The sequence below is a fragment of the Bacillus sp. FSL R5-0439 genome, assembly GCF_038008805.1.
Taxonomy (GTDB): Bacteria; Bacillota; Bacilli; order Bacillales; family Bacillaceae; genus Bacillus; species Bacillus safensis.
This window is the reverse complement of the sequence record NZ_JBBOZW010000001.1, coordinates 583,240-597,593: the sequence shown is the minus strand read 5'-3', so window position 1 is coordinate 597,593 and position 14,354 is coordinate 583,240. Positions and strand designations below refer to the sequence as shown.

General features: G+C 46.0%; 10 protein-coding genes, 4 tRNA genes and 3 rRNA genes. 3 read left to right on the top strand and 14 right to left on the bottom strand.

What is annotated here, in order from left to right; all coding sequences use genetic code 11:
* Positions 1 to 112: 112 nt before the first annotated feature.
* The 12 genes from tsaD to NST59_RS02910 form a co-directional block, all read right to left on the bottom strand.
* The gene (tsaD, locus tag NST59_RS02965) at positions 113 to 1,141 is read right to left on the bottom strand and encodes a tRNA (adenosine(37)-N6)-threonylcarbamoyltransferase complex transferase subunit TsaD (protein ID WP_341040026.1); all 1,029 of its coding nucleotides are present in this window, start codon (positions 1,139 to 1,141) and stop codon (positions 113 to 115) included.
* Positions 1,134 to 1,562: a ribosomal protein S18-alanine N-acetyltransferase gene (gene rimI, locus NST59_RS02960; RefSeq protein ID WP_047202836.1), complete on the bottom strand. Its 429-nt coding sequence runs from the start codon at positions 1,560 to 1,562 to the stop codon at positions 1,134 to 1,136. The genes tsaD and rimI overlap by 8 nt, the downstream gene beginning before the upstream one ends.
* 25 nt (positions 1,563 to 1,587) lie before the next feature.
* Positions 1,588 to 2,277 carry a tRNA (adenosine(37)-N6)-threonylcarbamoyltransferase complex dimerization subunit type 1 TsaB gene (gene tsaB, locus NST59_RS02955; RefSeq protein WP_064497655.1) on the bottom strand — a complete coding sequence of 230 codons (690 nt, stop codon included), beginning with the start codon at positions 2,275 to 2,277 and terminating at the stop codon, positions 1,588 to 1,590.
* Complete coding sequence (gene tsaE / locus NST59_RS02950) at positions 2,258 to 2,734, bottom strand: tRNA (adenosine(37)-N6)-threonylcarbamoyltransferase complex ATPase subunit type 1 TsaE (RefSeq protein WP_064497654.1); 477 nt, start codon at positions 2,732 to 2,734, stop codon at positions 2,258 to 2,260. The genes tsaB and tsaE overlap by 20 nt, the downstream gene beginning before the upstream one ends.
* Before the next feature lie 13 nt (positions 2,735 to 2,747).
* Positions 2,748 to 3,725, bottom strand: coding sequence for a thiamine-phosphate kinase (gene thiL / locus NST59_RS02945; RefSeq protein ID WP_341040021.1), 978 nt, complete (start codon positions 3,723 to 3,725; stop codon positions 2,748 to 2,750).
* A gap of 273 nt (positions 3,726 to 3,998) precedes the next feature.
* Positions 3,999 to 4,075: transfer RNA gene (locus NST59_RS02940), tRNA-Asp, on the bottom strand.
* A gap of 4 nt (positions 4,076 to 4,079) precedes the next feature.
* Positions 4,080 to 4,156 (bottom strand) — tRNA-Met (locus tag NST59_RS02935).
* 18 nt (positions 4,157 to 4,174) lie between these two features.
* A 5S ribosomal RNA gene (rrf, locus tag NST59_RS02930) occupies positions 4,175 to 4,290 on the bottom strand.
* Between the two features lie 61 nt (positions 4,291 to 4,351).
* Positions 4,352 to 7,282, bottom strand: a 23S ribosomal RNA gene (locus NST59_RS02925).
* 182 nt (positions 7,283 to 7,464) lie between these two features.
* Positions 7,465 to 9,013: ribosomal RNA gene (locus tag NST59_RS02920) — 16S ribosomal RNA — on the bottom strand.
* The 16S, 23S and 5S rRNA genes sit together here with 4 tRNA genes alongside, the layout of an rRNA operon.
* 177 nt (positions 9,014 to 9,190) lie before the next feature.
* Positions 9,191 to 9,264: transfer RNA gene (locus tag NST59_RS02915), tRNA-Gly, on the bottom strand.
* Between the two features lie 11 nt (positions 9,265 to 9,275).
* Positions 9,276 to 9,352: transfer RNA gene (locus NST59_RS02910), tRNA-Arg, on the bottom strand.
* A gap of 370 nt (positions 9,353 to 9,722) precedes the next feature.
* On the opposite strand from NST59_RS02910, the gene gltP reads away from it, so the two are divergent.
* Positions 9,723 to 10,973, top strand: coding sequence for a glutamate-aspartate/proton symporter GltP (gltP, locus tag NST59_RS02905; protein ID WP_341040019.1), 1,251 nt, complete (start codon positions 9,723 to 9,725; stop codon positions 10,971 to 10,973).
* 35 nt (positions 10,974 to 11,008) lie between these two features.
* Here the strand turns inward: gltP and NST59_RS02900 are convergent, their stop codons facing one another.
* Both NST59_RS02900 and NST59_RS02895 read right to left on the bottom strand, forming a co-directional pair.
* Positions 11,009 to 12,028 carry a S66 family peptidase gene (locus tag NST59_RS02900; protein WP_144490950.1) on the bottom strand — a complete coding sequence of 340 codons (1,020 nt, stop codon included), beginning with the start codon at positions 12,026 to 12,028 and terminating at the stop codon, positions 11,009 to 11,011.
* 78 nt (positions 12,029 to 12,106) lie between these two features.
* The gene (locus tag NST59_RS02895; protein WP_047204131.1) at positions 12,107 to 12,982 is read right to left on the bottom strand and encodes a DMT family transporter; all 876 of its coding nucleotides are present in this window, start codon (positions 12,980 to 12,982) and stop codon (positions 12,107 to 12,109) included.
* Between the two features lie 297 nt (positions 12,983 to 13,279).
* Here NST59_RS02895 and NST59_RS02890 point away from each other — a divergent pair, with 297 nt between their 5' ends.
* Positions 13,280 to 14,005, top strand: a complete 726-nt coding sequence (locus NST59_RS02890; protein ID WP_058837422.1) for an AzlC family ABC transporter permease — start codon at positions 13,280 to 13,282, stop codon at positions 14,003 to 14,005.
* On the top strand, positions 14,002 to 14,328 hold the full coding sequence (locus tag NST59_RS02885; protein ID WP_039176830.1) for an AzlD domain-containing protein: 327 nt from the start codon (positions 14,002 to 14,004) through the stop codon (positions 14,326 to 14,328). Before NST59_RS02890 ends, NST59_RS02885 begins: the two co-directional genes overlap by 4 nt.
* Positions 14,329 to 14,354: the final 26 nt, after the last annotated feature.

Here is a 14,354-nt window from a genome sequence, read left to right as displayed (position 1 = left end):
ACATCCTCTTCACTTTAAAACAAAATTTTCTAACAATTGTGGATATTTAGCGTTTACATGTGAATAAATCGCTCTCATAGAAAAATAAAAACCCCTGTAATCCACAGGAGTTTTATTTATATGAGGCTAGCGGCAATCCTGGCTGGCCATTCATCGCCATATCGCCTCTGATTCCTTTTTCAAACGCAATGGTTCCAGCGGCAGCGATCATGGCTGCATTGTCTGTACAAAGTGATAATGGCGGAATAATAACCTTCACGTCTGGCAGTTTCGTGAATGCTGATGTTAAAGCTTCTCTTAGTCCTTTATTGGCAGCGACTCCTCCAGCTAGAACAACCTGCTTCACACCATAGGCTTCTGCTGCTTTCAATGTTTTCCCAACAAGCACCTCAATGACACTTGCTTGAAAACTTGCGGCTAAATTCTCTGGGGCAATCGTTTCTCCCTTTTGTGACGCATTGTGTAACGTGTTGATCACAGCTGATTTTAAACCACTGAAGCTAAAGTGATAAGACCCTTCTTCAAGCCATGCACGAGGAAGTTTAATTGTCGGCTCTCCTTCATTTGCTAACCGATCAATATGAGGTCCGCCTGGGTAAGGGAGACCCATCGTCCGGGCCACTTTATCGTAGGCTTCTCCAGCTGCATCATCTAATGTTTCTCCGATGACCTCAAAAGATCCGTGCTCCTTCATTAAAACAAGCTCAGTATGTCCGCCAGAGACAACAAGAGCTAAACATGGAAACTCCAATTCATCAACAAGCTGGTTGGCATAAATATGCCCTGCAATATGATGAACACCAACAAGAGGAATTTGATGGGCAAAGCTCAGTGCCTTTGCTGCATTGACGCCAATCAGCAGGGCACCGACGAGGCCAGGTCCTTCCGTAACAGCAATCGCATCCAAATCCTTAAAGCTCATACCCGCCTGTGTCATCACTTCTTCTAATACGATGGTGACTTGCTCCACGTGATGCCTCGAAGCAATTTCAGGTACAACACCGCCAAATCGTTTATGACTGTCTATTTGCGAGGCCACTACATTCGCCACGATTTTCTTTCCATTTTTCACAATGGACGCAGCTGTTTCATCACAGCTTGTTTCTATTCCTAATATGAATCGATCTGTTTGTTCACTCATTTATATTCACCCACATGACTAACGCATCTTCTCCATTATCCGTATAATAATTCTTTCGAATAGAAGCTGGTCTGAAACCGAGCTTTTCATAGAGGGATTGTGCTGGTGTATTCGAAACCCGCACCTCTAAAGAAAGATGATCTGTCTTTTTTTCTTTGCAAAATTCCATGACATATCGAAGCAATGCTTCCCCGTAGCCTTTTCCTCTATGCTCAGGGAGAATCGCAATGTTCGTAATTTGTGCATCGTCCATGACAATCCAGACCCCGCAATATCCAACAGGCTGCTGATCTTCTTCGATGAGGAAATAATGGCTGTATTGGTTATGAAGAATCTCATAGACAAACGATTCCTTTTTCCAAGGCGCTGTAAACGAATGCACTTCAATCGTATACACCTCTGGAATGTCCGCTACTGTCATTTGTCGTATTTCTGCTATGTTAAGGTTATTTTTGTCCTTCAAGCCATTTCACTTCCGCTTCTGCCAAACGAATATAGTTAGGAACAAGCTGATGAACATCTTCAGCAGGACGATCTGCACCTAAAAATGCAAGCACTGAAGGTCTTGGGTTATGAAATGTCCCCTCTGCCAGTACAGCCGTTTCTCCTAAAATGGAGCGAATGCTCTCTTCATGAAGGTGCACATCTTGTCCAAGAAATAGAACAGGCTTTCCTGTCTGCTTCAGCTCTTGAAGCCAATCCGTGAGCAGGATATTTTGATCTGGTTCGACCTCTTTGATCTTACCTTTTTCAAACGTATATAGCCCAGTATAAACTTGTCCTCTTCTCGCATCAAATAGAGGTGAGATATACCCATCAAAATATTGGCCATTTGCCGCAAGCGCTTCTAAACTCGAAACAGCCGATATCGGGATAGACAGCGTCCACGCAAGTGTTTTTCCTATGGTAACACCAATTCTGACGCCAGTGTAAGATCCAGGTCCTTTTGCCACAACGATTTTACTTAGTTCGCTTGGTGCTACACCACATTCTTTCATCAATGCTTCAACAGTGGGCATCGCTCGGACGGAATGGTTCTTTTTTAAATACGTAATGCTCTCGCCAATCACAGTGAGATCTCTTACAAGAGCAATTCCTAGTGTATGGTTTGATGTATCAATGGCCAGTATGGTCAAATTCTTTCATCTCCTTACAAAGGGACTCATAACGCTCCCCTTTTGCATCAAACGTGAGATGCCGTTCTTCTTCACGTTCTGTTCTCAGCATTTCAATTTTTAAATAGGAAGAAGGCAATTGAGGTTCAATCAGATGTGCCCATTCAACCAAGCATACACCTTCACCCTCAAAATATTCTTCGAGTCCGATGTCTTCTTCCGCATCTTCCATGCGGTACACGTCCATATGGTAAAGTGGCAGTCTGCCATCAGTATATTCTTTAATAATTGTAAAGGTGGGGCTGTTGACGATACGGGTAATTCCTAAGCCTTCCGCAAAACCTTTTGAAAAAGTGGTTTTGCCTGCGCCTAAATCTCCTTCTAATGTCAATACATCGCCTGGCATCACAAGTTTGGCCAAAGCAGTGGCAATTCGTTTCGTCTCATCCGCACCTTTTGTTGTCCATGTTAATTTCACCGTTGATGTCACCTCATTTCTTAAAATGATTATATCCTTTTTTCATTAACATCGTTTGTTGATCATTGTCTTTTAACATAACACTAGCTGCTTGATCATCCTTGACTTGTCCAATACGTGTGATCTGAATGCCTTCTTTTTGACATTGAGATTCAAAGCTTTCCCAATCAGATTCTGGTATCGTACCAGTTAAAACAAAGTCTTCTCCCCCAAATAACACCCATTCATGCCAGTCTTTGCGCAGCACCTGTAAATCTGGATGAATTGGAAGCTTATCAGCTTCTATCTCGATCCTCACACCGCTCGCTTCGGCTATCTCATTCAACTCACTCGCTAATCCATCACTCACATCATTCAAGGTGACCCGCGGGAAACTTGAACAAATGTGACCAGCAGCAATATGAGGCTGAGGCATTTTGTGACGCTTAAGAAAGAAATCAGCGTCGACCGCCTTAGAAGGGACTGCTTCGTTCATTAAGATTGATAACCCAGCAGCCGACGAACCGAGTTCACCTGTGACAAAGACGACGTCTCCAGTTTGAGCACTGTGACGATAACAAGCCGTTCCCTTTGACACCTCACCAATGACCGTCACGGTAATGACAAAGTCACTGCGGGTGGCTACTGTATCTCCACCAATCAAATCCATATGATAGGTGTCAGCCAACGCTTTCATTCCCTCATAAAGAGCCGTGACAATTGTTTCGTCACCATGAGGCGGGATCGCAATTGAAACAAGATAATACTTTGGGGTGCCTCCCATTGCAGCAATATCACTGACATTGACTGCCAGTGCCTTAAAGCCAACTTCATAAGGTGTGGAAAAGTCAAAACGAAAATGAACATGCTCCACCATTGTATCAACACAAACGACCTCTTCACAATGTGAATGAGGTTGATAAACACTTGCATCATCACCGATGCCCATGATCAAAGAGCGCTGATATGTATCTTTTGGTGTGATTCGGCGAATAAGATCAAATTCATCCATAAAAAGACAGCCCCTTCTTGCAATCAATTGGTTAAGTAGACATGATGTCAAACACAGTTAGTATTAGTGTAGCGAATATAAGTCTCAGTTCCAACTAAAAATGATATAAAGAAAGCCTGGTGTATAAAAACCAGGCTGGGTTGAAGTAATCCATCTATTCTTTCATATAGTGTAGCCAAACACAAATCATTTCATTGCATCGTGGGTACTTGTAGAAAGAAAAAGACATAAAAAAAAACGAAACTATACGTTTTCGTTTACAAGTTATAAAAATGGCGGTCCGGACGGGACTCGAACCCGCGACCTCCTGCGTGACAGGCAGGCATTCTAACCAACTGAACTACCGGACCATTTTGGTTGCGGGGGCAGGATTTGAACCTGCGACCTTCGGGTTATGAGCCCGACGAGCTACCGAACTGCTCCACCCCGCGATGATATAAATATTACAAGCTTGGCGGCGTCCTACTCTCACAGGGAGAAACCCCCAACTACCATCGGCGCTGAAGAGCTTAACTTCCGTGTTCGGTATGGGAACGGGTGTGACCTCTTCGCTATCGCCACCAAACCTGATGGAGAGAATGTTCTCTCAAAACTAGATAACAATGTTCATGCTTCACAATAGAATATAGGTTAAGTCCTCGATCTATTAGTATCTGTCAGCTCCACGTGTCACCACGCTTCCACCTCAGACCTATCAACCTGATCATCTTTCAGGGATCTTACTTCCTTGCGGAATGGGAAATCTCATCTTGAGGGGGGCTTCATGCTTAGATGCTTTCAGCACTTATCCCGTCCGCACATAGCTACCCAGCGATGCCCTTGGCAGAACAACTGGTACACCAGCGGTGCGTCCATCCCGGTCCTCTCGTACTAAGGACAGCTCCTCTCAAATTTCCTGCGCCCGCGACGGATAGGGACCGAACTGTCTCACGACGTTCTGAACCCAGCTCGCGTACCGCTTTAATGGGCGAACAGCCCAACCCTTGGGACCGACTACAGCCCCAGGATGCGATGAGCCGACATCGAGGTGCCAAACCTCCCCGTCGATGTGGACTCTTGGGGGAGATAAGCCTGTTATCCCCGGGGTAGCTTTTATCCGTTGAGCGATGGCCCTTCCATGCGGAACCACCGGATCACTAAGCCCGACTTTCGTCCCTGCTCGACTTGTAGGTCTCGCAGTCAAGCTCCCTTGTGCCTTTACACTCTGCGAATGATTTCCAACCATTCTGAGGGAACCTTTGGGCGCCTCCGTTACATTTTAGGAGGCGACCGCCCCAGTCAAACTGCCCACCTGACACTGTCTCCCTGCCCGATAAGGGCAGCGGGTTAGAAGGTCAATACAGCCAGGGTAGTATCCCACCGATGCCTCCACCGAAGCTAGCGCTCCGGTTTCCAAGGCTCCTACCTATCCTGTACAAGCTGTACCAACATTCAATATCAGGCTGCAGTAAAGCTCCACGGGGTCTTTCCGTCCTGTCGCGGGTAACCTGCATCTTCACAGGTACTATAATTTCACCGAGTCTCTCGTTGAGACAGTGCCCAGATCGTTGCGCCTTTCGTGCGGGTCGGAACTTACCCGACAAGGAATTTCGCTACCTTAGGACCGTTATAGTTACGGCCGCCGTTTACTGGGGCTTCAATTCGCACCTTCGCTTACGCTAAGCGCTCCTCTTAACCTTCCAGCACCGGGCAGGCGTCAGCCCCTATACTTCGCCTTACGGCTTCGCAGAGACCTGTGTTTTTGCTAAACAGTCGCCTGGGCCTATTCACTGCGGCTTCTCGGGGCTTTAACACCCTAAGAAGCACCCCTTCTCCCGAAGTTACGGGGTCATTTTGCCGAGTTCCTTAACGAGAGTTCTCTCGATCACCTTAGGATTCTCTCCTCGCCTACCTGTGTCGGTTTGCGGTACGGGCACCTCTCACCTCGCTAGAGGCTTTTCTTGGCAGTGTGGAATCAGGAACTTCGCTACTAAATTTCGCTCGCCATCACAGCTCAGCCTTTATGGGAAACGGATTTGCCTATTTCCCAGCCTAACTGCTTGGACGCGGATATCCAATACCGCGCTTACCCTATCCTCCTGCGTCCCCCCATTGCTCAAATGGTGAGGAGGTGGTACAGGAATATCAACCTGTTGTCCATCGCCTACGCCTTTCGGCCTCGGCTTAGGTCCCGACTAACCCTGAGCGGACGAGCCTTCCTCAGGAAACCTTAGGCATTCGGTGGACGGGATTCTCACCCGTCTTTCGCTACTCATACCGGCATTCTCACTTCTAAGCGCTCCACCAGTCCTTCCGGTCTGGCTTCACAGCCCTTAGAACGCTCTCCTACCACTGTTCGTAAGAACAGTCCGCAGCTTCGGTGATACGTTTAGCCCCGGTACATTTTCGGCGCAGAGTCACTCGACCAGTGAGCTATTACGCACTCTTTAAATGGTGGCTGCTTCTAAGCCAACATCCTGGTTGTCTAAGCAACTCCACATCCTTTTCCACTTAACGTATACTTTGGGACCTTAGCTGGCGGTCTGGGCTGTTTCCCTTTCGACTACGGATCTTATCACTCGCAGTCTGACTCCCAAGGATAAGTCATCGGCATTCGGAGTTTGACTGAATTCGGTAACCCGGTAGGGGCCCCTAGTCCAATCAGTGCTCTACCTCCGAGACTCTTACCTTGAGGCTAGCCCTAAAGCTATTTCGGAGAGAACCAGCTATCTCCAGGTTCGATTGGCATTTCACCCCTACCCACACCTCATCCCCGCACTTTTCAACGTGCGTGGGTTCGGGCCTCCATTCAGTGTTACCTGAACTTCACCCTGGACATGGGTAGATCACCTGGTTTCGGGTCTACGACCACGTACTCATGCGCCCTATTCAGACTCGCTTTCGCTGCGGCTCCGCATCTTCTGCTTAACCTTGCACGGGATCGTAACTCGCCGGTTCATTCTACAAAAGGCACGCCATCACCCGTTAACGGGCTCTGACTACTTGTAGGCACACGGTTTCAGGATCTATTTCACTCCCCTTCCGGGGTGCTTTTCACCTTTCCCTCACGGTACTGGTTCACTATCGGTCACTAGGGAGTATTTAGCCTTGGGAGATGGTCCTCCCGGATTCCGACGGAATTTCACGTGTTCCGCCGTACTCAGGATCCACTCTGGAGAGAACAACATTTCAGTTACAGGGCTGTTACCTTCTTTGGCGGGCCTTTCCAGACCTCTTCGCTTATATCGTTCCTTTGTAACTCCGTATAGAGTGTCCTACAACCCCAAGAGGCAAGCCTCTTGGTTTGGGCTGTTCCCGTTTCGCTCGCCGCTACTCAGGGAATCGCATTTGCTTTCTCTTCCTCCGGGTACTTAGATGTTTCAGTTCCCCGGGTATGCCTTCTCATACTCTATGTATTCAAGTATGGATACTACTCCATTACGAGCAGTGGGTTTCCCCATTCGGAAATCTCCGGATCAAAGCTTGCTTACAGCTCCCCGAAGCATATCGGTGTTCGTCCCGTCCTTCATCGGCTCCTAGTGCCAAGGCATCCACCGTGCGCCCTTTCTAACTTAACCATTTCTTACTTTAGAAAGAATCACTATGTGTGATGAACTTTGCATTGCATTCAATGTGAATGTATTACTTATTGTTATCTAGTTTTCAAAGAACAATCCTGTCTCGCTAGAGACATGTTTTGAAGGAATGATCCTTCAAAACTAAACAAGACGAAAACGTACGCTGCTCCATATATCCTTAGAAAGGAGGTGATCCAGCCGCACCTTCCGATACGGCTACCTTGTTACGACTTCACCCCAATCATCTGCCCCACCTTCGGCGGCTGGCTCCATAAAGGTTACCTCACCGACTTCGGGTGTTGCAAACTCTCGTGGTGTGACGGGCGGTGTGTACAAGGCCCGGGAACGTATTCACCGCGGCATGCTGATCCGCGATTACTAGCGATTCCAGCTTCACGCAGTCGAGTTGCAGACTGCGATCCGAACTGAGAACAGATTTATGGGATTGGCTAAACCTTGCGGTCTTGCAGCCCTTTGTTCTGTCCATTGTAGCACGTGTGTAGCCCAGGTCATAAGGGGCATGATGATTTGACGTCATCCCCACCTTCCTCCGGTTTGTCACCGGCAGTCACCTTAGAGTGCCCAACTGAATGCTGGCAACTAAGATCAAGGGTTGCGCTCGTTGCGGGACTTAACCCAACATCTCACGACACGAGCTGACGACAACCATGCACCACCTGTCACTCTGTCCCCGAAGGGAAAGCCCTATCTCTAGGGTTGTCAGAGGATGTCAAGACCTGGTAAGGTTCTTCGCGTTGCTTCGAATTAAACCACATGCTCCACCGCTTGTGCGGGCCCCCGTCAATTCCTTTGAGTTTCAGTCTTGCGACCGTACTCCCCAGGCGGAGTGCTTAATGCGTTAGCTGCAGCACTAAGGGGCGGAAACCCCCTAACACTTAGCACTCATCGTTTACGGCGTGGACTACCAGGGTATCTAATCCTGTTCGCTCCCCACGCTTTCGCTCCTCAGCGTCAGTTACAGACCAGAGAGTCGCCTTCGCCACTGGTGTTCCTCCACATCTCTACGCATTTCACCGCTACACGTGGAATTCCACTCTCCTCTTCTGCACTCAAGTTTCCCAGTTTCCAATGACCCTCCCCGGTTGAGCCGGGGGCTTTCACATCAGACTTAAGAAACCGCCTGCGAGCCCTTTACGCCCAATAATTCCGGACAACGCTTGCCACCTACGTATTACCGCGGCTGCTGGCACGTAGTTAGCCGTGGCTTTCTGGTTAGGTACCGTCAAGGTGCGAGCAGTTACTCTCGCACTTGTTCTTCCCTAACAACAGAGCTTTACGATCCGAAAACCTTCATCACTCACGCGGCGTTGCTCCGTCAGACTTTCGTCCATTGCGGAAGATTCCCTACTGCTGCCTCCCGTAGGAGTCTGGGCCGTGTCTCAGTCCCAGTGTGGCCGATCACCCTCTCAGGTCGGCTACGCATCGTCGCCTTGGTGAGCCATTACCCCACCAACTAGCTAATGCGCCGCGGGTCCATCTGTAAGTGACAGCCGAAACCGTCTTTCATCCTTGAACCATGCGGTTCAAGGAACTATCCGGTATTAGCTCCGGTTTCCCGGAGTTATCCCAGTCTTACAGGCAGGTTACCCACGTGTTACTCACCCGTCCGCCGCTAACATCCGGGAGCAAGCTCCCTTCTGTCCGCTCGACTTGCATGTATTAGGCACGCCGCCAGCGTTCGTCCTGAGCCAGGATCAAACTCTCCGAGGTATGCAGGATGCATATCACACATGCGTTGCTACACGATGTAGCGAACTTAGCATGTGATCATTTCCTGCCTCGTCAGCGTTTGACTGACTACCTATGAAGTATCATAGGATTTTTTATAAAAACTTGAATTAACAGGTACGTTTTGTCTTGTTTAGTTTTCAAAGATCATGTTCAAAATGGAGCGGGTGATGAGAATCGAACTCACGACATCAGCTTGGAAGGCTGAGGTTTTACCACTAAACTACACCCGCGTGGTTTGTATTGGCGCGCCCGAGAGGAGTCGAACCCCTAACCTTTTGATCCGTAGTCAAACGCTCTATCCAATTGAGCTACGGGCGCTTAATCAGGCGACTTAATTATCTTAACATATCGTTTTTATTAAGTCAACATCTTTTTGAAATTTGTTTGCCGCATCCGTGTGAACATCTGTGTTTCAAATACGTCATCAGCGACGAATAAAAATATACCATGGATCACATAAAAGGGTCAATACATTTTTCTAAAAAAGTTTCATGTTTTTTTAAAATTGATTTTTTCTTAGATCAATAGACATGTAATAGCCCTATTTTCTTCTCTTTCTTCATAATTCCAATGATTCTTAAATAAAATCTTTCTAAATACAAAGGAGGACAAAACATGGCCACATAGAATTTTTATTTATTGGAAAATTCTTAATATTTTTCCAAGCATTTAAAGGAGGTAGGAGATGATGAAAAAGTTTATCGCTTTTCAGATCATGATCGCTTTGGTGATAGGAGCTCTTATCGGCCATTTCTTCCCTGACTTCGGAATGGCTCTGCGGCCAATTGGAGATGGATTCATCAGGCTGATTAAAATGATCGTTGTTCCAATCGTTTTCTCTACCATTGTTATTGGTGCAGCCGGCAGCGGCGGCATGAAGAAAATGGGCAGCCTTGGATTAAAGACGATCATTTGGTTTGAGGTCATCACAACCATCGTTCTTGGGATCGGTCTATTATTGGCAAATGGTCTAAAGCCTGGCGTTGGTCTCGATTTCTCTAAATTAGCTAAGAAAGATATTGGGGAATTAGATGGTTATACTGAGAAGGTCGTTGACTTTAAACAAATGGTATTAGATATCATTCCAACCAATATCGTCGATGTTATGGCTCAGAATGATTTACTTGCTGTTATTTTCTTCGCCATATTATTTGGTGTAGCGGCAAGCGGCATCGGTAAAGCATCTGCTCCTGTTCTCACCTTCTTTGAATCAGTGGCACAAATCATGTTTAAGCTCACACAGATGGTGATGGTAACAGCACCTATTGGGGTTCTTGCATTAATGGCTGCTTCTGTCGGCCAATATGGCATTGTTTTATTAATCCCAATGATGATGCTTGTCGGGACTGTTTTTTTAGGATTATTCATTATTCTCTTTGCTTTATTCCCTCTGGTCGCACTGATCTTCCGTTTTAACTACTTCGAAGTATTAAAAATGATTTGGGATTTGTTCCTTGTTGCCTTCTCTACTACGAGTACTGAAACTGTCCTTCCTCAATTGATGGAACGAATGGAGAAATACGGGTGTCCAAAAAGAATCGTTTCCTTCGTGATTCCATCTGGCCTTTCTCTCAATTGTGATGGATCGAGTTTATATTTATCAGTTGCCTGCGTATTCCTCGCACAAGCGTTTGGTGTCGACATGAGTCTGTCACAGCAGCTTTTGATGATGCTTGTTCTTGTGTTAACGAGTAAAGGGATTGCAGCTGTGCCATCCGGTTCACTCGTTGTTCTTTTGGCAACCGCTCATGCAGTCGGTCTTCCAGCAGAAGGCGTTGCCATTATAGCCGGTGTTGACCGAATTATGGATATGGCACGAACAGGCGTGAATGTTCCAGGGCATGCCGTTGCTTGTATTGTCGTATCTAAATGGGAAAAAGTATTCCGCGAGTCAGCTTGGGAAGTTCCAAAAGCAGGTAAAGAAACAAAAGGGATGTAATGTTATATGAAGGAAAGGGTTCGCCCTTTCCTTTTTTATGCTAAAAACGTTTGCTTTAGTACGGCTTTTCCTCGAGGATGCAGCTGCACTTCTGCATATGCCCCATTAATCAGAGTCATTTGCGGCGGGACATGTCCACAATCTATATCATAAAAAATGGGGATTTGTAGTTCCTTTTGTAATTCTTCATATACATCCTGATACTGATACCCTTCAACAGGCACATCTACTGCACTTCGCCCAAACAACATACCTGAACAGTGATCAAACCACCCTGCTAGTTTTAATTGAACAAGCGATCTCTTCACACTTGCAGCATTTAATTCGCAGTTTTCGAAATACCAAAGAATTGGTTCATCTTTTATGAATGTTTTCTGAAAAGTTTTGACGTCCCCATAAGGTGTCCCTGCTAAATGACGTATGACATCAATGCAACCACCCATCAGTCTTCCCTTTACTATTTTTTCTTGTTGATCAACCGTATGCCATGCGGTAGGTTCTGTTAAATGAAAGACATGTTTACTCGGATTGTCATGCTGCCATTCCTTTTGATACATAGATGAAGAAAACTGGGTTATCTCCGTCTCCTCTTTTACGGAAAGTGTTCGCTCCCACATGGCAGTCGTTTGATCAAGCTCTTCTCCTCTTAGATCGACTAAGTTCGGTCCATGCGCTGTGGCAATGCCTGTTTTCAATGTCAACGCCAGCAAAAGTACACTCGTATCTGAGTAACCAAGAATCCACTTTTTCTTCATCGATGAGAAATCGAGGTGCTCTAACACTTCCATAAGCAGCTGTCCTCCCCATGGCGGGATGATGTGATCAATCTCATCACATGTCATCATGTACTGAAGTTCGTTTGCTCGTTCTATCGCAGGGGCAGATTTTGCCTTTGTCTGCTGCCAGACCGTCTTTCCACATATGACATTATAGCCTCTATTTTTCATTCTTTCACATGAAAGCTTAAACATATCATGTAAAGTTGGCTGTACACCTGAGGAAGGTGCAGTGACGCCAATTGTTTGTCCTTTTTGCAAATGCGGAAATTGAATCACTCTTCTTCCCTCCAATCTCTATCTCTCTTACCCTATCCATTTTAAAGAAAATGCCCCTTTTATAAGGGACATCTCTTTTTATTCTTTTTGGCGCAGTACAGTATAGACTCCTGCAAAGATACATAGAATCCCAATGAATGAGCGTATCCCCATCTCTTCACCTAAAAGCAGCCAGCCAAGAGCTGCCCCTACGATCGGTTGAAAGAAAAAGAACAGACCGCCGCTCGAGGCATCCATCAATTGAAGCCCTCTATTCCACAAAAAGAATGCAAGGGCTGTTGAGATGATGCCTAGATAGAGAATACCGCCCCAAATCTCCGGTCTTGCCATCTGCTCCACATCTAGGTGAGGTAAACGAAATAAAGCAGGTGGTGTTAAGACAATGAATGCAATGATGATCGCATATGTGGTCGTCACCACTTGAGGGTACTTTCCTGGAACTCTTTTAAGCAAAACAGACATGAGCGCCCATGTAAAAGCAGCGATGACGAGTGAGAGACCGCCAATAAATTCATCTGTTTGCACTGCGACTGGACCAATCATGAGCCATACACCTGCTGTAGCAAGCAGGATGGACGCGCATTTTCTAACAGTCATGGCTTCTTTTAATAGGAAGAACGCAAACAGCACCATAAAAGCAGGGGTCGCAGATGTAATCACAGCCCCCATTTGTGCAGATGTATACATGGTGCCGATTTCTTGAGTCACAATTGATAGGAAATTTCCGATCAATCCGATCATTACAACAAGCGGGATATCTTTTTTATCTAATCGAAAGGAATAGCCCAAGCGCCATATGGTGCACACCAGCACAATTCCTGCTACAGCATATCTCATCCATACAAGCTCAAGCGGCGGAACCACCGCTACTGTTACTTTGACAACAACGTACATGCCGCCCCAAATACTTGCAGCGATTGCTAGGTAAAGGGCGCCTATATATTTTTCATTCATCTTTTCCCCTCCGTTACTGGATATATTGATCGCCATATCCACAAACGGAGATCACTCTCCGTTATGGACGGAGGGTGTTTGGTACATCATGTTCAAATAAAGGCTTCCATTGCATTGTCGTCACCTCATTTGTTTTTATTTTCAGACTACTTTATAACAAATTCTGGTTGACTTCAATCCTTTTTTGTCACCATTTTTCTTCATATAATAGAAGATAAACGGGTCTTGACATGCTGAATTCGTTTTCATATAGTAATTAAAACTATAGATCGTCATGCAGAGAAGGAGTAGAGGTCGTTGGATATTGAAGCAAGGAAACATATTCCCCGCACGGAACATGAACCATTTCTCGAGGGAATAAAAGATTGTGTGCCAACCCTGCTTGGTTATATGAGTATCGGGTTTGCCTTTGGAATTGTTGGAATTAGTGCACAGTTGAGCTTATGGGACATTGCACTTCTAGCAATCTTTATTTATGCAGGTGCTTCACAGTTCATTATCTGTGCACTGCTTGTCACGGGAAGTCCCCTTTCCGCTATTATTCTCACTACATTTATTGTGAATCTGCGTCATTTATTACTCAGCCTGACGCTGGCTCCTCATTTTACACGCTACTCTTTAAAACAAAATATCGGATTCGGTCTCTTGCTGACTGATGAATCCTTTGGCGTAGCCATGAATAAATTAGCTCAGCATGGAAAGCTGAATAACCGGTGGATGCACGGACTGAACATAACGGCTTATTTATGCTGGATTGCAGCCTGCATACTTGGCGGCATTTTTGGACACTGGATTTCAAATCCTGAAGCACTTGGTCTTGATTTCGCTTTATCAGCGATGTTTGCTGCACTGCTAGTCCTTTCGTTACAGACAGTTCCCAAAAATAAGTTAACTCATCGCCTGTCACTTGTTTTGTATATGGTCATTGCCATGTTTGTTCTGCTTCATTTCGTTCCTTCACACGTGGCTGTTCTGTTAGCCACCATGATTGTCGCAACCATTGGGGTGGTGACAGATAAATGATCAGCAGCTTTATGTTATGGCTCATTGTTGGTTGTATGATCGTCACCATCATTCCAAGAGTCGTACCCTTTATATTTGTACGAAGTATTCAGCTGCCTGAAGTGGTGCTGAAATGGTTATCGTTTATACCTATTTGTATCTTTACAGCTTTGATTGCAGAGCATCTCTTCATCCATACAACAACAGGCACAGGCGTCACTATCCATTGGATGTATCTTGCTGTCTTGACTCCCACTGTACTCATCGCTGTTTGGACAAAAAGCTTGTCACTTACTGTTCTTGTCGGCGTCATGCTGATGGGCACTGCTAGATGGTTTTTCTAAAAGAAAAAGCTTAACCACATGTGGTT